We start from the raw sequence: 17,910 nt of genomic DNA on the forward strand, positions 1-17,910 counted from the left end.
CAATCGGCCGAGAGAGCGGAGTCGGACTTGTTGCAGAAAATCGCGTCCACGATGGGACAGGTGGTCGAGTCGGCGTTGGGTGTCGTCGGTATCAGGGTCGGTACCGAGGAACCGCCGCATACGAGCCGTCGACTGACCGATGCGGTGGAGATCCGTCGTTACCGACCACGCATCGCGGCGCAGACAGTCGTCGCCGCCGATGAGGAAGAGGCACGGCAGGAGGGTTTCCGCCGCCTGGCTCGCTACATCTTCGGCGGGAACGGAGGCAAGAAACGGGTCGCGATGACCGCTCCCGTCAGTCAATCGCCGGCAGGGTCGCAGAAGATCGCCATGACTGCGCCGGTATCGAGTACGCCCGGCAGCGACGGGTGGGTTGTCCGGTTCTTCATGCCTGCCGAGTGGACGATGGACACGCTGCCCGAGCCCGACGACGACCGCGTGACGTTGACGGAGGTTCCGGCGGAGACGGTCGCTGTACTTCGTTTCAGCGGTGGCCGCGGCCGAGGCGATGTCCAACCGCAGATCGCGGCGTTGACCGAAGCGTTGCGAGCCGAGGGTATCGAGATGCTGGGTGAGCCGATGACCTGGTTCTACGATCCGCCGTGGACCTTGGCGCCGTTGCGTCGTAACGAGGTGGTCGTGGCGGTACCGGACGGTTCCTGACGCGTCGGGGTGTCCCGCACGTGCTCGCTAATTCCCTACTGCGATGGTAGGAATTGAACGTGCACATCACGGCCAAGGCGGACTATGCGGTTCGCACGCTCGTCGAACTCGCTGCCGTCGGTGGTCAGCGGCCCGCGAAGGCCGAGGCGCTGGCCATGGCGCAGGGCATCCCGCACAAGTTTCTCGAATCGGTGCTCTCGGATCTGCGTCGCGCAGATCTCGTGTGTAGTAGGAGGGGACCCGACGGCGGCTACTGGTTGGCGCGGGAGGCGTCGGACATTTCGGTTGCCGATGTGATGAGAGCCGTCGAAGGCCCGTTGGCGTCGGTGCGCGGTCAGCGGCCCGAGGATGCGGAGTATTCCGGTCCGGCCGAGCCGCTCACCCGGGTCTGGCTGGCGGTACGCGTCAATCTGCGTGCGGTGCTCGAGGCGGTGTCGCTGGCGGACATCGTCGACAACGAGCTGCCGGACTTCGTCGGAGAGCTGATCAGCGAGCCGACCGCGTGGGCGCGTCGATGACCTGAGTCACATCCAGTGCCGGCTGTGGCGGGATCGACAAAATTGCACACCACTGCAAACTTGCAGAACAGTGCAAGTTCCGTAGGTTGGTAATCGTGACTTCTCCGACTGGCCTTCGCGATCTGAAGAAGGCGGCCACCCGCGACGCGCTCGGCATGGCTGCCGTGCGTCTGGGCAAGGAGCACGGCATCGACGCGGTCACCGCCGACGCCATCGCGCACGAAGCGGGAGTCTCCACCCGCACGTTCCACAACTACTTCTCCAACAAGGAAGAAGCAGTTCTTCACCACATCGAAGTGTCTGCCCTCGAATGGTTCGAGCTCCTGCGTGCCAGGCCGTCGACCGAACCGATCTGGGACTCGTTGCGGCACATCGCAATCGACCTCGTCGCGGACCCGGGCCGGGATCTGGACGACACCTTCGCGGCAGCGCGGCTGATCGAAGCCAACCCCGCCCTGATGGCCCGCAAGCTCGAGATGCACCAATCGCTGACCCGCAAACTCGGCGAAGCCATCGCCGAGCGAACCGGTACCGACATCGACACCGACCTCTACCCCAACCTGCTCCAGATGGCCGTCGGTGGTGCCGTCACGGCAGCACTGAACATCTGGGTCACCGATTCTGCAGGCGCATCGACGCCGAGGGCCCTCATCGAGGACGCCTTCGACCAACTGCGCGCTGGACTTCCCGAGCCGCAACCGTCCGAACCCAACCGAGGAGCTTGACAGTGGCCACCTATCTCTACCGAATCGGAAGATTCGCGTACCGACGCAAGGGCATCGTCCTCGGACTGTGGCTGGCGATTCTGGTGCTCGCCGGAGTGGGCGCAGCGACGCTGTCCGGCCCCACCGCGAACTCGTTCAGCATCCCGGGAACGCCCGCGCAGGCTGCGTTGGATCTACAGTCCGAGCGGTTCGGCTCCGCCGAGGACCCGCTCACCGCCGTCAGCGCCCAGTACGTGTTCCAGGCACCCGACGGGCAGACGCTGGACACTCCGCAATACACCTCCGCGATCGACGCAACCATCGCCGAGATCGAGAAGATCGACGCCGCCAAACCCGCCGAAGGTGCGCAGCCGCTGGCGAATCCGGTTGCGGCCAATCAGTCGATCATCGAGCGATACACCGAGGCGGCAACCGAAGCGGGCACCCCGGCCGACCAGGTGGCCGCCGACGCGGCAGCCACGTCACCGCTGAGCCCCAACGGCAACGTCGGCACGGTCACCGTGCCGATCAACGTCGAACTCGCCGACGTCACCGACCAGATCCGCACCGAGCTCGACGAGGCCGCGCAGCCCGCTCGAGACGCCGGACTGACCGTCCTCCTCGGCGGCACCGTCGCGCAGGAGAACGTCGCGCCCGGTGGTACGTCGGAAATCGTCGGTCTGGCCGTCGCCGCCGTCGTGCTGCTCATCATGTTCGGATCCGCCGCGGCCGCCAGCCTGCCGCTGATCACCGCCATCGTCGGAATCGGTATCTCGAGCCTGGCGATCACCACGGCGTCCGGCTTCGCGAGCCTGTCGTCGTTCACGCCGGTGCTCGCGATCATGATCGGTCTGGCCGTCGCGATCGACTACTCGCTGTTCATCCTCGCCCGTTATCGCCACGAACTGACGTTGACGGACGACCGAGAAGAAGCCGTCGGACGGTCCGTGGGAACCGCGGGCTCGGCTGTGGTGTTCGCCGGTGCCACCGTGCTCATCGCCCTCGTTGCCCTGCGCGTCGTCGGGATTCCGTTCCTCTCCCAGATGGGCCTCGCCGCAGGTTTCGCGGTGTTCATCGCGGTCCTGATCGCACTGACGTTCCTGCCGGCGATGCTCGGCCTCTACAAGGGCAAGGCCTTCGCGGGCAAGATCAAGTTCGTCAACACCACCGACCCGGAAGACCCGAACGCCACGCCGACCAACGGACTTCGCTGGGCCCGATTCCTGGTCAAGAGGCCCGCGCTGGGACTCATCGGCGGCATCGTCCTGCTCGGTGTCATCGCAGGACCCACCACCGGTCTGTCGCTGGCACTGCCGTCCACCGCCACCGCCGACCCGTCGACGCCTGCACGTCAGGCCTACGACATCGTCGACGAGGGCTTCGGTCCCGGACGCAACGGCCCGCTGCTGGTCATCGCCGACGCTTCCGGCGTGACCGAGGCCGATCGCACGGCGTCGTTCGGCAAGGTCGTCGAGACCATCACCGGCCAGCCCGACGTCACCAACGCCCAGATCATCGCCGTCAACCAGGCCGGGGACACCGCACAGATCCTGGTCACTCCGTCGTCCTCACCGAACAGTGAGCAGACGAAGAACCTCGTGGCGAATCTGCGCGACGCCGAACCGGGCGTGGTGGCCAGTGACGGCGTCTCCTACGGAGTCACCGGTCAGACGGCACTCGAGCTCGACGTCTCCGAACGACTGCAGGACGCGTTGATCCCGTACCTGGCAGTGGTCGTCGGCCTGGCCTTCGTTCTGCTCATGCTCGTGTTCCGCTCCATCCTGGTGCCGCTGACCGCAACGCTCGGGTTCCTGCTCAGCGTGCTCGCGACCTTCGGTGCCACGGTGTTCATCTTCCAAGAGGGCGGCCTCGGCCTGATCTCCAACCCACAGCCGATCGTCAGCTTCATGCCGATCTTCCTCATCGGTGTGGTGTTCGGTCTCGCGATGGACTACCAGGTGTTCCTCGTCTCGCGTATGCGCGAGGAATTCGTTCACGGAGCCGCCGCCAAGGATGCCGTCGTCAACGGGTTCAAGTACGGCGCACGCGTGGTCACCTCGGCTGCGGTCATCATGATCTCGGTGTTCGCCGCATTCATCGCCGAGCCGGACTCGTTCATCAAGTCCATCGGATTCGCGCTCGCCGCGGCCGTGTTCTTCGACGCGTTCGTCGTGCGGATGGTGCTGATTCCGTCGGTGATGGCACTGATGGGCGACAAGGCCTGGTGGCTGCCGAAGTGGCTGGACAAGATCCTGCCCAACGTCGACATCGAAGGTGCCAAGCTGAAGACGGCACCAGAGAAGGACGCCCGAGTAACGGTCTGAGCCGGTCGGCCGAAGATTACCCGCAACACTCGAAAAACGGAGAGACTGTTATCCATGTGTACGAGTAATCTTCGGCCATCATGCTGATTCCCCTGCTGCGCACGTATCTGGCTCCGTACAAGATGCCGATCGTCGCGCTGGTTCTGCTGCAATTGGTCGCCACGCTGGCGGCCCTGTTCCTGCCCAGTCTCAACGCCGACATCATCGACAAGGGTGTGACCACCGGCGACACCGGCTACATCCTCTCGGCCGGTGGCGTCATGTTGCTGGTGTCGGCGGTGCAGATCATCAGCTCGGTCGCGGCGGTGTTCATCGGTGCGCGCGCAGCCATGGGTGTCGGACGCGACCTGCGCGGTGCCATCCTGCATCGCGTCGGTACGTTCTCCGCCCGTGAGGTCGGCCAGTTCGGTGCGCCGTCGCTGATCACCCGCAACACCAACGACGTTCAGCAGGTGCAGTTGGTGATCGTCATGGGGTTCACCATCGTGGTGATGGCCCCGATCATGTGCGTCGGCGGCATCGTGATGTCGCTGCGCGAGGATCTCGGGCTGTCCTGGATCCTGCTCATCGCAGTACCGGGACTGGCCATCTCGATGGGTCTGATCATCGTCAAGATGGTGCCGGCGTTCCGCTCCATGCAGAAGCGCATCGATGCCGTCAATCGCGTTCTGCGTGAACAGATCACCGGCATCCGCGTGGTACGGGCGTTCGTTCGCGAGGACTTCGAGGTCGACCGTTTCGGGGCGGCCAACAGCGCGCTCACCGATACCGCCCTTCGCGTCGGACGGCTCATGGCCCTGATGTTCCCGACGGTCATGCTCATCAGCAACGTCACCAGCGTCGCCGTCATCTGGTTCGGCGGCCACGCGATCGACGACGGCACGATGCAGATCGGCTCTCTCACAGCACTTCTGAGCTACATCATGCTGATCCTCATGTCGGTGATGATGGCGTCGTTCATCGCGATGATGGTGCCCCGTGCGTCGGTGTGCGCCGATCGCATCAGCGAGGTACTCGCCACCGAATCCTCGGTCGTGTTGCCCGACAAGCCGAAGACGTTCACGTCCTCGCCGGGAACGGTCGAGCTCGTCAACGCCGAATTCTCCTTCCCCGGGGCCGAATATCCGGTGCTGTGCGGGGTGAACCTGCGGGCCGAGGCCGGCAAGGTCACCGCCATCATCGGCGGTACCGGCTCGGGAAAGTCCACTCTCGTCAACCTGATTCCGCGACTGATCGACGTCACCGGCGGTGAGGTACGCGTCGGCGGGGTCGACATTCGTGAACTCGATCTGGACCTGCTGCGCTCGGAGATCGGTCTGATTCCGCAGAAGCCGTACCTGTTCTCGGGCACCATCGCGAGCAACCTGCGCTACGGCAAATCCGACGCCACCGACGCGGAACTGTGGGAGGCACTCGAGATCGCCCAGGGTGCCGACTTCGTTCGGGCCATGCCCGAGGGACTGGAAACACCCGTCGCGCAGGGCGGTACGACGGTCTCCGGCGGTCAGCGGCAACGCCTCGCCATCGCCCGCGCGTTGGTCCGCAAACCCAGCATCTATCTGTTCGACGACTCGTTCTCCGCGCTGGACCTCACCACCGACGCCAATCTGCGTGCGGCGCTGAAGGCAGTGACGCGAGATGCGTGCATGATCGTTGTCGCTCAACGCGTCTCGACCATCATCGACGCCGATCAGATACTCGTACTCGACGACGGAAAGCCGGTAGGTGTGGGTACCCACGACCAATTGATGGCCGATTGCCCCACCTACGCCGAGATCGTCGACTCGCAGCACGCCGTGGGTGCACTGTGACCGCGCAGGTGGAGAAGGCGGAAGAGGAAGACATCGCTCCCGTCTCCAAGACTGTGAAGCCGGGAACCAAGGCCCGCAACTTCAAGGGCTCGTTCAAACGACTGATCGGCCTGCTCGCTCCCGAGCGAGTGCTCCTGTCGATCATGCTGGCGTTCGGTATCGCCAGCACCGTCCTGACCGTCGCCGCGCCCAGCGTCCTCGGACACGCGACGGACCTCATCTTCAACGGTGTGGTCGGCCGCGAGCTCGATCCGGGTCAGACCAGAGACCAGGCCATCGACCAGCTGCGCGCCCAAGGCAACGACTCCATCGCGGATCTGGTGTCCGGCACGAACCTGACTCCCGGAGCCGGAATCGACTTCGGTGCAGTCGGAACCGTACTGATGTGGGTCCTGGTTCTGTATGTGCTCTCTGCGGTGCTGGCCTGGGCGCAGGGATACATCCTCAACATCGCGCTGCAGCGTCGAATCCTGTTGCTGCGCGGCAGCGTCGAAGCGAAGGTGCATCGACTGCCGCTGAAGTACTTCGACAACAATGCTCGCGGCGAGACGCTGAGCCGCGTCACCAACGACATCGACAACGTCTCGACCAGCCTGCAGCAGACGCTGAGCCAATTGATCACCGGCATCCTCACCGTCCTGGGCATCCTCGGCGTCATGATCTGGATCTCGCCGTTGCTCGCTCTCGTTGCGGTGCTGACCATTCCGGCGTCGTTCGCGGTCACCGCCGTCATCGCCAAGCGTTCACAGCCGCACTTCGTCGCGCAGTGGAAGCACACCGGCAAGCTCAACGCGCAGATCGAAGAGACCTACACGGGCCACGAGATCGTCAAGGCCTTCGGCCGTCAGGCCGACGTGGAACGCGAATTCGGCGACCGCAACGAGAAGCTGTTCCAGTCGAGCTTCCGGGCGCAGTTCATCTCCGGCATGATCATGCCCGTCATCATGTTCCTCGGGAACATCAACTACGTGGTCATCGCCGTCGTCGGCGGGCTGCGGGTGGCGTCGGGCACGCTCACGCTCGGTGAGGTGCAGGCGTTCATCCAATACTCGCGTCAATTCACGCAACCGCTCACCCAGGTGGGTTCGATGGTCAACCTGGTGCAGTCGGGTGTGGCGTCCGCCGAGCGCATCTTCGAGGTGCTCGACGCCGAGGAAGAGGACGCGGACCCGGTCGATGCCGTTCGACCCACTCAGCGCCGAGGACGCGTCGAATTCGAGAACGTCTCGTTCGGCTACTCGCCCGACCGCCCGCTGATCGAGAACCTGTCGCTGGTTGCCGATCCCGGGCATCTGGTCGCGATCGTCGGACCGACCGGTGCTGGCAAGACCACGCTGGTGAACCTGATCATGCGGTTCTACGAGATCGACTCCGGCCGTATCACCCTCGACGGCGTCGACACCATGAAGATGACCCGCGAAGAGCTGCGCGCCCGTACCGGAATGGTGCTGCAGGACACCTGGCTGTTCGGCGGAACCATTCGCGACAACATCGCCTACGGCGACCCGAGTGCCAGCGAAGAGGAAATCCTCGAGGCCGCGCGGGTGAGCTACGTCGACCGATTCGTGCACTCGTTGCCCGACGGCTACGACACGATCATCGACGAGGAAGGCAACAACGTCAGCGCCGGTGAGAAGCAGCTCATCACCATTGCCCGCGCCTTCCTGGCCAAGCCGCTGATCCTCATCCTCGACGAGGCCACGAGCTCCGTCGACACCCGCACCGAACTGCTGGTGCAGAAGGCCACCGCAAAGCTGCGCACCGATCGCACCAGTTTCGTTATCGCGCATCGGCTTTCCACAATCCGCGACGCGGACACCATCGTGGTGATGGAGAACGGCAGCATCGTCGAGCAGGGCAATCACGAGGAACTGCTCGCGGCCAGGGGTGCCTACTTCCGGCTGAATGCGGCTGGAGCGGCTGCGCCGCAGGTGCACGGCAATTCGTAGCAGGCTACGAATTTCCACTCACAAGCCGCGGAGCGGCATACTGACGCGGTGAGTTCCTCCAGTTTCGGCTTCGATATCGGCACCCGGCTCGACGGTGAGCTCGGTCGTACCGGCACCATCCACACTCCGCACGGTGACATCGCCACCCCCGCGTTCATCGCGGTGGGTACCAAGGCGACCGTCAAAGCAGTGCTGCCGGAAGCGATGAAGGAACTCGGCGCGCAGGCGGTGCTCGCCAATGCGTACCACCTGTATCTGCAGCCGGGCTCGGACATCGTCGACGAGGCGGGTGGGCTGGGCAAGTTCATGAACTGGGACGGGCCGACATTCACCGACAGCGGCGGATTCCAGGTGATGTCCCTCGGCGTCGGCTTCAAGAAGGTCATCTCGATGGACGCCTCGCGGGTGGAGTCCGACGACGTCATCGCCGAGGGCAAGGAACGCCTCGCGCATGTCGACGACGACGGGGTGACGTTCAAGTCCCACCTCGACGGCTCCAAGCATCGCTTCACCCCCGAGGTCTCGATGCAGATTCAGCATCGCCTCGGTGCCGACATCATGTTCGCGTTCGACGAACTGACGACGCTGATGAATACCCGCGGCTACCAGGAGAAGTCGGTCGATCGGACGCAGGCGTGGGCCGAGCGGTGCGTCCTCGAACACGAACGGCTCACGGTCGAGCGCGCCGACAAGCCGTACCAGGCCCTGTTCGGGGTGGTCCAGGGCGCGCAGTACGAGGATCTGCGACGCAAGGCTGCACACGATCTCGAGACCATCACCGGAGAGACCGGCAGAGGATTCGACGGCTACGGCATCGGCGGCGCACTCGAGAAGCAGAACCTCGGCACCATCACCCGGTGGGTGAACGAGGAACTGCCCGAGCACAAGCCGCGTCACATGCTCGGCATCAGCGAGCCGGACGACTTCTTCACGGCCATCGAGAACGGTGCCGACACCTTCGATTGCGTCAATCCCTCACGGGTGGCGCGTAATGCGGCGATCTACGTGCCGACGGGCCGTTTCAACATCAACACCGCCAAGCATCGACGCGACTTCACCCCGATCGACGACAGCTGCGACTGCTACACCTGCGCGCACTACACCAAGGCGTACATCCATCACCTGTTCAAGGCCAAGGAGATGCTTGCCTCGACGCTGTGCACCATCCACAACGAGCGCTTCACGGTCAAGCTCGTCGACGACATCCGCGCCTCCATCGAGCAGGGACGCTTCCCAGAGTTCAAGACCGAGTTCCTGGGTCGGTTCTATGCTGCGAAGACTGCGTGAGCTGATCTTCGAGCTCCGAAATGCGCTGTAGCAGTTCCTGTTCCCGCTCGACTGCCTTGCGCTGGTAGACCTCGGACAGCTCCGCGAGGTAATTCGCGTCGTAGCGGGGAATGATGCTGCGGGTGCAGTTCCAGTCGAAGGCCTCGACGTCGATGACGACGCTGCGTTCGCACGTGGCGGCGACGGTCGTGTCGCCGATCCTTCTCAGTCGGTACAACAGTTCGGGATTGTCCGCCGCTTCGACGGTACGGGCCCGCCCGTAGAGCTTGAGACGTTGCCGCAGAGGGTAATTCACCAGAAACAGTGCGACGCGGTCATCGTGGTCGAGATTGGCCGCCGTGACGTACTGGTGGTTTCCGGCGAAGTCGGCGAAGCCGAGCGTGTGATCGTCGAGGACCTGCAGAAAGCCCTTCGGTCCACTTCGATACTGGATGTAGGGCCACCCGGTCTCGGCGACGGTGGCGATCTGGAACTGATCCAACGCGCGAATCATGGCCTTCTCGCGAGTGTCGAGAGGCGTCGGGCCGTCGTCGGGACGCTCGGTCTGCGAGCCGTAGGCGGTGTAGCTGCCGTCGACCTTCTGCCGCGCAATCGCGGCAGGGCCGAACATCAAGTGGTGATAGTGGTTGTTCTGCGGCATCTCACGGTGTCCTGGGATCGGTCAGTTCGGTCTGCATGGTGTCGACGAGCTCGCCGACGAAGCTCTCGAACTCCGCGAGCATGTCGGGTGGGTACCGGGCCATCATCGTGTCGAGACGGTTACCCAGGGGGCCGAAGAACTCGTCGGCCATCTCGTGCACGCTGGACCCACTTCGTAGTGTCACGGTACGTCGATCGGTGCCCTCTCGTGTGCGCCGAACGTGTCCGGCCCGTTCGAGTCGGTCTATCAGTGTCGAGGTGGCCCCTGAGGTGAGTTGTACTCGCTCTGCCAGTCGAGACGGGGACAACGGGACGCCGCGTTCTTCGGCGTAGACGATCTCCATCAGCGCTTCTCCGTCGGTGGGATGCAGTCCGGACCACTGGGCGAACCGTCGGCTGAATTGATTGAAGGCGGATCCGTACGTTCGCAGCGCCTCCATCAGGCGGGTTCGTTGTTCGGCAATGTCGGACCGATCGTCGCTCATCGAATCGCCTCGCTTCTGCTGCGTGGTGCCCCGCGTGCACGGAGCTGCGTTGACAATCTACCGATCCCCGATATAACTTCACGATAAAGTAACTTTACGGTGGAGGTAGTTCGATGACGATGTCCCATTCGTTGCGCCGTTGGCTCGGTCTGATCGCCATCGCGCTCGGTGTCGCGCTCATCGTCGTCGACACCACGATCGTCAACGTGATCGTGCCCTCGATCATCGACGATCTCGGTATCGATTCCGCTCAGGCGCAATGGATTCAGGAGTCCTACGCCATCGTTTTCGCCGCGCTGCTCCTGCTGGTCGGCCGCATCTCCGACATCGTGGGTGCACGAAGAGTCTTCGTGACAGGCGTCGTTGTCTTCGGAATCTCGAGTCTGTTGGCCGGTGTCGCCACCAGTGGCGAGTTGTTGATCGGAGCCAGGTTTCTCCAAGGTGTGGGTGGCGCGCTGATCCTGCCGACGTCGTTGGCGCTACTGAATGCGACGTTCACCGGGAAGGCCCGGGGGCAGGCGTTTGCGGTGTGGGGCTCGACAATCGGAGCTGCGTCGGCCCTCGGCCCACTCCTCGGTGGATGGCTTGCAGAACACGCATCGTGGCGTTGGGCATTCGGCATCAACATCCCCCTCGTCGCCCTCATTCTCGTCGCTTCGCTGTTGTTCATCGATCGGTCACCGCGTGGATCCGGACGAATCGACTCACTCGGTGCGGTGCTGTCGATCGCCGGACTCGGACTGTTGGCGTTCGGGCTCATCGAAGGGCGCACATACGGCTGGGTTGTGTCCACGGAGCCATTCGAGTTGTTCGGGGCGACCTGGGGCGTGGGCGTCTCCGTGGTGTTCGTGTCGTTGGCGCTGTCCGTATTGTCGTTGGCGGCCTTCGTTGTTCGACAACGAGCCCTCAGCCGCGGTGCCGATACGAACAAGGCCTTGATGGACACCCGCCTGTTCTCCATCGCTTCGTTCCGCGGTGGCAATATTGCGACACTGCTGATCGGGCTGGGTGAGTTCGGAATCATCGCCGTACTACCGTTGTGGCTGCAATTCACGTTGGGATACAGCGCAGTCCAGGCCGGTGCCATGCTCGTTCCCATCGCGATCGGCAGCTTCGTCGCCAGCGGGGCGAGTTTCGCTCTCGCAGCCTCGCTTTCGCCGTTGAACCTGGTTCGGATCGGGCTGGGCCTCGAGGTGGTCGGGCTTGCCGGGCTGGGGTTTGTCGCGGCGGTGGACAGTCCGTGGTGGCACATCGCGATCGTGTTGTTCTTCTATGGGATCGGTGTTGGATTCGCAACTGCTCAGGTTACGAATGTCGTTCTCGACGACGTGCCCACCGCCAGTGCCGGTCAGGGATCCGGAATTCAGAGTGCCTTCCGGCAACTGGGTTCCGCCCTGGGCATCGCGGTGCTGACGACGACCTTCTTCACCACTCTGGGCTCGCAGGTACGTGACTCGCTCACGGGAGTTCCGGATGCCGAGATGCTGGCGCGGTCGATCACCGACAGTGCAGGCGGAGCTATCGCCGGATTTGCGAGCCTCCCCGAAACGGAGTTCGTCGCCGACGCCGCGCGTGACGCTATGACGCACGGGGTCAACCTGGGAGGGTTCATCGCAGCCGGCTTCGTCGCGTTCGGACTGCTTGCCACCGCTCTGATTCCGAACCGACCAGCGCAGTCGGTTCCGCGGAGCGACGCGCACGAGGATGTCGCAGCATGACGGCGTCGGGTGGCGACGAACAGGATGAGGATCGGGAAAGCGCTCGTCCGGCGACGTTTCTGGACATGTTCGTTGCACTGGATGCAGCCCTCCGCAACCCCGACGAGAACGGGATCGAACGCGGGACTCGCTGATCGTGGTACTACTGAATGTGTAGTAATTCGTGATGCTTGGGGGGACCACCATGTTCGACGCCCTGCCGCTGACTTCGTCGCAGGCCGACATCTGGCTGGCCCAGCAGTTCATGCCCGACGTTTCGTTCGCGATTGCGTACTACGTCGACATCGTCGGCACCGTGAACGTCGACACCCTGGCTGCCAGCGGCAGCACGGCGCATCGAGAATTTTCCTCGTCGACGATGCGAATCGCCGAGGTCGACGGCATTCCGATGCAACGATTCGTGGACGCGGATACCGAGGCGGTGGAGATTCTCGACTTTCGTGAACACGAACGTCCGGTAGAAACAGCCCGACAGTGGATGAACGACGACTGCCGAACGCCCTTCTCGATGGACGGACAGCTGGTGCGCTTGCGGGTTCTGCGCGTCGGGGACGACCGTGTGTTCTGGTACACCCGAGCCCACCACATCGCGCTCGACGGTTATGCGTCGATGAAGGTGCTCGAGCGGGCGGCGACGCTGTACTCGGCAATGCTCGGTGGCGTCGAGCCCGAGCCGATCGATGCCACTTCACCGGCCGAGCTCCTGGCCGAGGACGAACGCTACCGAACGTCCACCCGCGCGCGACGCGATCGGGCACATTGGGCGTCCGCCGATCTGGGTTGTGGTGCGCCATGGGGGCGAAGTGCCCAGCCTGCATCGGTGCCGATCGTCGTCGGCGAGGATCGATCGATCTCTCGGACCGCTTCGGGTCGTGCGACGTCGACGGTGGTGATCGCCGCGTTCGCCGCGTACCTGGCGAGTATGAACGACGCCGACGACGTGGATCTGTCGTTGCCTGTCTCTGCGCGGCCGACAGCACTGCTGCGTCGGGCCGGGTCGTCGTTGTCTCATGTGGTGCCGTTGCGGTTGCCGGGCGTCGGATCGGCGACGGTGAACAACGTGGTCAAGTCGGCCGAGGTGGCGATCGGAGCCGTACTTCGGCGTCAGCGCAGCCGACCACCGGTGTCCGAGAGTGGACATGCACTGCGCGCAGGGCGTTTCGGGCCGACGATCAACGTGATGATGTTCGCGAACACTGTGGCCGTCGGCGACTTCGACGGTGAGATCGACATTCTGACCACCGGCCCGGTGTCGGACCTCGCCGTCAACATCTATCCCGGTCGAGGTGGAGAGCGGCCACGCATCGACTTCGAGGCCAACTCGAACGTCTACACACCGAGTGACCTCGCTCGCCGCCACGAACGGTTCCTGCGTTTCCTCGACCTTTTCGCCGACTCCGGCTGCGGGGACACGGCGGTGGCGGACCTGGACCTGTTCTTGCCGGAGGAGCCGCGTGCGACACCCGCGTCGGTCGGTGCCGCCTCGACGGAGCCGGGATCGCTGAACGACGTACTCTCGACGGTAATCACGCAGCACGGCAATCGAATTGCGATCCAGGATGCGGAGGTGTCGGTCACCTACGCAGAGTTGGACACGAGAGTCGCCGCACTCGCATCAGCCTTGACTGCCCGAGGAATCGGCACCGAGGACCGGGTCGCCGTGCGCATCGGCCGATCCGTCGAGGGAGTCGTCGCGTTCTGGGCGATCGCACGAGTGGGTGCGGTGTACGTCCCGGTAGACCCCAGCCACCCCCGCGAGCGAGCGGAGTTCGTGATGCGAGACAGCGGAGCGGTGGTGGGCCTGTGCAGCGGAGGCGGCCAGTTCGGTGAGGTGGAGTGGTTGGACCTCGATGATGTTCTCGCGGAGGGTGGCCCGGGTGATGAATCCACACCGACGGCACCGCACCGAGCGGCATACGTCATCTACACCTCCGGCTCCACCGGCACTCCCAAGGGCGTCGTCGTCACCCACGATGGCATCGCCGCTCTGGTGCAACAGATTCGGAGCAGCTACGACCTCGACGTCGAGTCACGAGTCTGTCATCTGGCCTCGCCCGGATTCGACACGGCCATCGTCGAAGTGTTGGCCGCAGCGACCGCAGGCGCGGCAGTGGTGATCGCGCCGCCGGACAGCTACGGCGGCGCAGAACTGTCGGAACTGATTGCCCGGCAGAAAATTACACATCTGCTGATCACACCCTCCGCACTGGCGACGCTGGATCCCGCAGCACTGGCGGGCGTCGGGACCATCGTCATCGGCGGTGAAGCGGCCCCGCAGGATACGGTCGACCGCTGGTCGGTGGATCGACGACTGCTCAACGCGTACGGCCCCACCGAGACGACCTGCAGTGTCACCATGACGGCGCCACTGAACCCGGGCAGCGCAGACGGGATCGGTCGAGCCATGGTGGGGGCGGTGATTCACCTCCTCGATCGAACTCTGCGGCCCGTTCCGTCGGGTGCGGTCGGCGAGATCTACATCGAGACCCTCGGCGTCGCGCGAGGATATCTCGGTCGCACGCCGGATACAGCGGCGCGCTTCGTCGCGAACCCGTTCAGCAGTGCAGGACTGCGGATGTTCCGCAGCGGAGATCGGGCGCGTCTGCGCGGCGACGGGACGCTGGAATTCCTCGGCCGCTCCGACGATCAGATCAAGATTCGAGGAAATCGCGTCGAACTGGGGGAGATCGACGCAGCGTTACGATCGCTTCCCGAGGTTGCTGCAGCGTCATCGGCTCTGCGACGCAGCCGCACCGGGGACGCCCGTATCGACGGTTACGTCGTGGCCGGCCGCAGCGAACAGGTGCTCGACACCGAACGCATTCGTCGGGATCTCGCGGGGCGATTGCCTGCCCACATGGTGCCGGCGACCATCTCGATCCTCGACGAGATTCCGCTGACGCTCAATCGCAAGGTCGATCGCGGCGCACTCCCTGTTCCCAGCCCGACCGCGCGGTCGACCGGTACTCCGATCGAGCCGTCCGGTGCCACCGAGGACATGGTGGCGGCAGCGTTCGCACGGATCCTCGGCCGCGACGGTATCGATTGCGCGGCATCGTTCTTCGATCTCGGAGGTGACTCGTTGGCGGCGACCAGAGTCGTCGGATCGGTGCGGGCCGAGGCTTCGGTCGAGATCGGTGTGCGAGATCTCGCCGAGGCCCCGTCCGTTCAGGCCTTGGCGGCACGAATAGACGAGCGTCGTCTGGTTGGGCGGCAACAAAATTCGCGGCCCGAACGCGGAATGGCGGAGGGCGTAGTTGCAATTCCGCTCGCTCCGCAGCAACGCCACATCGATCGAAGCGCACGGCTTCCAGTATCCAACCTGCCGTTCACGGTCACGATTTCCGGGGAGTTCCACGCAGCAGCAGCCTCACAAGCGATGACCGACCTGATCGATCGGCACCACACCCTGCGGACGCACTACCCGGATGTCGACGGGGTTTCGGTGCAGGTTGTCGAGCCGGATTCGGCGAAGGCTGTACCGAACCTCGATGTTGTCGACTTCGATGACCATGCGGTGGTGCAGACGCTCGAGCACCCCTTCGACGTGCGCACCGAGTTCCCGATCCGGGCTCGCCTGTTCGCGGTTGCGCCCGACCGCCATGTACTCGCGTGCGCCGTTCACCACAGTGCGGCGGACGGTTGGTCGCTGGGGCTGTTGGCGTCGGATTTCGTCCTGGCGTATCACGCCAGGATCGCGGGCACCGCACCGTCGTGGCCCGAACTACCGCTGCAGTACGCCGATTACAGCGTCTGGGCCGCCGACCGCGACGTGTCGGCCGATCTCGACTTCTGGCGCACGGAACTGGCAGACATGCCCAGCTCGAGAGGCTTGCCGTTGGACCGACCGCGCAGGCAGGAATGGGACTTCACCGGCTCCCGCACGTCGCTTCGTTTCGACGCAGACGCCACCGAGAGAATGTCGGATCTGGCGCAACGTTGCGGGACAGGCCGATTCACCGTGCTTCGTGCGGCGCTGTTGATCTTGCTCGCAGAGACGACGACATCGACCGACCTCGTCGTCGGAACCCCGGTGGCCGGCCGCGACGACCCGAGACTCGAGCAGCTGGTCGGTACCTTCACCAATACCGTTGCGATACGGACGAACATCGGGTCCGCAACGAGCGTCGAGGACGTTGTGCAGTCGGCTCGGGTCAGTGAACTGCGTGCTTTCGACCACGCATCGGTACCGTTCGAGGACGTCGTCGCCCACCTCGGTGCCCAGTCGACGGAGGCGCGGCATCCGATCTTCCAGGTGGCGCTGTCGTTGGATGTCTTCACCGCCGCAGCCTTCGACGTCGGGGACGTGCGATTCGAGATCACGCCGCGGCCCCTCGACATCGCCAAGTGCGACCTTCACTTCCACGTCACAGAACATCGAGACAATGAAGGTGAGGCTATCGAGAGTTCGGTCGATATCGTCTATCCCACAACACTGTTCGACGCTGATACCGCGCTGGAGTTGGGCCGGTGTTTCGAGCGGATCGTGCACGCGATGGTCGCAGCTCCGGACTCGGCGTGGCGGGATCTGCTCGCGATCGAACCGCCGACGTAGTTACTACACGGTGTGTAGCATGTGCGGTGCGTGAGGTGCACGCGACTTCGAAGCCAGCGGGAGAACGTATGTCTACCTTCAACGGCCTTCCGGCCCACATTCTGCTCGTTCACTTCATCGTGGTGCTGGCACCGCTGACCGCGATCCTCGCCGTCGCCGCCAGCATCTGGTCCGGCGTGCGCAGCCGGCTCGTGTGGCTCATCGCAGCCCTGGCGGTGATCACCCTGGTGCTCACTCCACTGACGACGGAGGCAGGCGAGTGGCTCGAGAAGCGTGTCCCCGAGACCGCGGCCGTCGAACAGCACACCGAGATCGGTGACTGGATGATCTACTTCTCGGTCGGCTTGGTGATCGTCGCTGCGTTGCTCGTGTTCCTGCACCTTCGTGAGCGTCGCGGCAACGCGCCTGTGCGGTGGCAGTCGATCGCAGTGGTGGTGTTGGCAGTGGTGATCGGAGCGACCACAATCGTGCAGGTGTACAGAATCGGAGAGTCCGGCGCGCGCGCCGCGTGGGACGACGTATCGGTGACCGCCGGCGATGAGTGAGCCTGAGCCGAGCCTGCACGAGCACGAACCACACGGAGATCTGTCCGGTCGGTTGAACTGGCTGCGGGCCGGGGTGCTGGGTGCCAACGATGGCATCGTCTCCACCGCCGGTCTGGTCGTCGGTGTCGCTGCTGCCACCACCGACCGCGGGTCGCTGCTGACCGCGGGCGTTGCTGGCCTTGTCGCGGGGGCTGTATCCATGGCGCTCGGGGAGTACGTGTCGGTGAGCACGCAACGTGACGCCGAACGTTCTCTGCTGATCAAGGAGCGGCGGGAACTGGCAGAAGAGCCCGAGGAGGAGTTGGCGGAACTGGCTGCGCTCTACGAGGCCAAGGGGCTCTCGACCGAGACCGCGCAGAAGGTTGCGCAGGAGCTGACCGACCACGATCCGTTTGCTGCACACGTCGACATCGAATTGGGAATCGACCCGGATGCGTTGACCAATCCGTGGCAAGCGGCCGCGTCGTCGGCGGTGTCGTTCATCAGCGGTGCCCTTCTGCCGTTGCTCTCGATCCTGCTTCTGCCTGCTTCTCAACGCATTCCGGTCACATTCGTCGTCGTGTTGCTGGCTCTGGCGTTGACCGGAACCATCAGCGCACGCCTCGGTGGAGCGCCGAGTCGCCCGGCGGTGACTCGAATCGTGATCGGTGGCGCGATCGCGATGGCCGTCACGTATGCGATCGGCCAACTGGCGGGCGTCGCGGGTATCTGA

14 protein-coding genes are annotated in these 17,910 nt (G+C 64.3%); 12 read left to right on the top strand and 2 right to left on the bottom strand.

Going from position 1 to position 17,910, the window contains the following annotated elements; genetic code table 11:
• Window positions 1-27 precede the first annotated feature (27 nt).
• The 7 genes from CH276_RS24540 to tgt all read left to right on the top strand — a co-directional run bounded on the left by CH276_RS24540 (window position 28) and on the right by tgt (window position 9,256).
• On the top strand, window positions 28-663 hold the full coding sequence (locus CH276_RS24540; protein ID WP_254924431.1) for an SOUL family heme-binding protein: 636 nt from the start codon (window positions 28-30) through the stop codon (window positions 661-663).
• 59 nt (window positions 664-722) lie between these two features.
• Window positions 723-1,181: an RrF2 family transcriptional regulator gene (locus CH276_RS24545; protein WP_032395344.1), complete on the top strand. Its 459-nt coding sequence runs from the start codon at window positions 723-725 to the stop codon at window positions 1,179-1,181.
• An 86-nt stretch (window positions 1,182-1,267) separates the two neighbouring features.
• The gene (locus CH276_RS24550) at window positions 1,268-1,906 is read left to right on the top strand and encodes a TetR/AcrR family transcriptional regulator (protein WP_094632062.1); all 639 of its coding nucleotides are present in this window, start codon (window positions 1,268-1,270) and stop codon (window positions 1,904-1,906) included.
• A gap of 2 nt (window positions 1,907-1,908) precedes the next feature.
• Window positions 1,909-4,209, top strand: a complete 2,301-nt coding sequence (locus tag CH276_RS24555) for an MMPL family transporter (RefSeq protein WP_094632064.1) — start codon at window positions 1,909-1,911, stop codon at window positions 4,207-4,209.
• Between the two features lie 80 nt (window positions 4,210-4,289).
• The gene (locus tag CH276_RS24560) at window positions 4,290-6,020 is read left to right on the top strand and encodes an ABC transporter ATP-binding protein (RefSeq protein ID WP_032395341.1); all 1,731 of its coding nucleotides are present in this window, start codon (window positions 4,290-4,292) and stop codon (window positions 6,018-6,020) included.
• 8 nt (window positions 6,021-6,028) lie between these two features.
• Window positions 6,029-7,969 carry an ABC transporter ATP-binding protein gene (locus tag CH276_RS24565; protein WP_303396068.1) on the top strand — a complete coding sequence of 647 codons (1,941 nt, stop codon included), beginning with the start codon at window positions 6,029-6,031 and terminating at the stop codon, window positions 7,967-7,969.
• A 48-nt stretch (window positions 7,970-8,017) separates the two neighbouring features.
• Window positions 8,018-9,256 (top strand): tRNA guanosine(34) transglycosylase Tgt, encoded by a 1,239-nt coding sequence (gene tgt / locus CH276_RS24570; protein ID WP_094632068.1) that lies wholly within the window; start codon window positions 8,018-8,020, stop codon window positions 9,254-9,256.
• On the opposite strand, the gene CH276_RS24575 is transcribed toward tgt, so the two are convergent.
• A complete protein-coding gene (locus tag CH276_RS24575; protein WP_094632070.1) occupies window positions 9,210-9,896 on the bottom strand; it encodes a pyridoxamine 5'-phosphate oxidase family protein in 687 nt (228 codons plus the stop codon). The genes tgt and CH276_RS24575 overlap by 47 nt on opposite strands.
• A 1-nt stretch (window position 9,897) precedes the next feature.
• Complete coding sequence (locus CH276_RS24580) at window positions 9,898-10,380, bottom strand: MarR family winged helix-turn-helix transcriptional regulator (RefSeq protein WP_032395585.1); 483 nt, start codon at window positions 10,378-10,380, stop codon at window positions 9,898-9,900.
• Between the two features lie 113 nt (window positions 10,381-10,493).
• On the opposite strand from CH276_RS24580, the gene CH276_RS24585 reads away from it, so the two are divergent.
• The 5 genes from CH276_RS24585 (at window position 10,494) to CH276_RS24600 (ending at window position 17,910) form a co-directional block, all read left to right on the top strand.
• Window positions 10,494-12,098, top strand: a complete 1,605-nt coding sequence (locus CH276_RS24585) for a DHA2 family efflux MFS transporter permease subunit (protein ID WP_094632072.1) — start codon at window positions 10,494-10,496, stop codon at window positions 12,096-12,098.
• Window positions 12,095-12,232 (top strand): hypothetical protein, encoded by a 138-nt coding sequence (locus CH276_RS28640; RefSeq protein WP_176459420.1) that lies wholly within the window; start codon window positions 12,095-12,097, stop codon window positions 12,230-12,232. The genes CH276_RS24585 and CH276_RS28640 overlap by 4 nt, the downstream gene beginning before the upstream one ends.
• A gap of 32 nt (window positions 12,233-12,264) precedes the next feature.
• Window positions 12,265-16,653 (top strand): amino acid adenylation domain-containing protein, encoded by a 4,389-nt coding sequence (locus tag CH276_RS24590; RefSeq protein WP_254924433.1) that lies wholly within the window; start codon window positions 12,265-12,267, stop codon window positions 16,651-16,653.
• A gap of 68 nt (window positions 16,654-16,721) precedes the next feature.
• Window positions 16,722-17,198 (top strand): DUF2231 domain-containing protein, encoded by a 477-nt coding sequence (locus CH276_RS24595; RefSeq protein WP_032395336.1) that lies wholly within the window; start codon window positions 16,722-16,724, stop codon window positions 17,196-17,198.
• Window positions 17,191-17,910, top strand: coding sequence for a VIT1/CCC1 transporter family protein (locus tag CH276_RS24600; RefSeq protein ID WP_032395335.1), 720 nt, complete (start codon window positions 17,191-17,193; stop codon window positions 17,908-17,910). Before CH276_RS24595 ends, CH276_RS24600 begins: the two co-directional genes overlap by 8 nt.

The sequence above is a fragment of the Rhodococcus sp. 06-470-2 genome (assembly GCF_002258235.1).
In the GTDB taxonomy this organism is placed as follows: domain Bacteria; phylum Actinomycetota; class Actinomycetes; order Mycobacteriales; family Mycobacteriaceae; genus Rhodococcoides.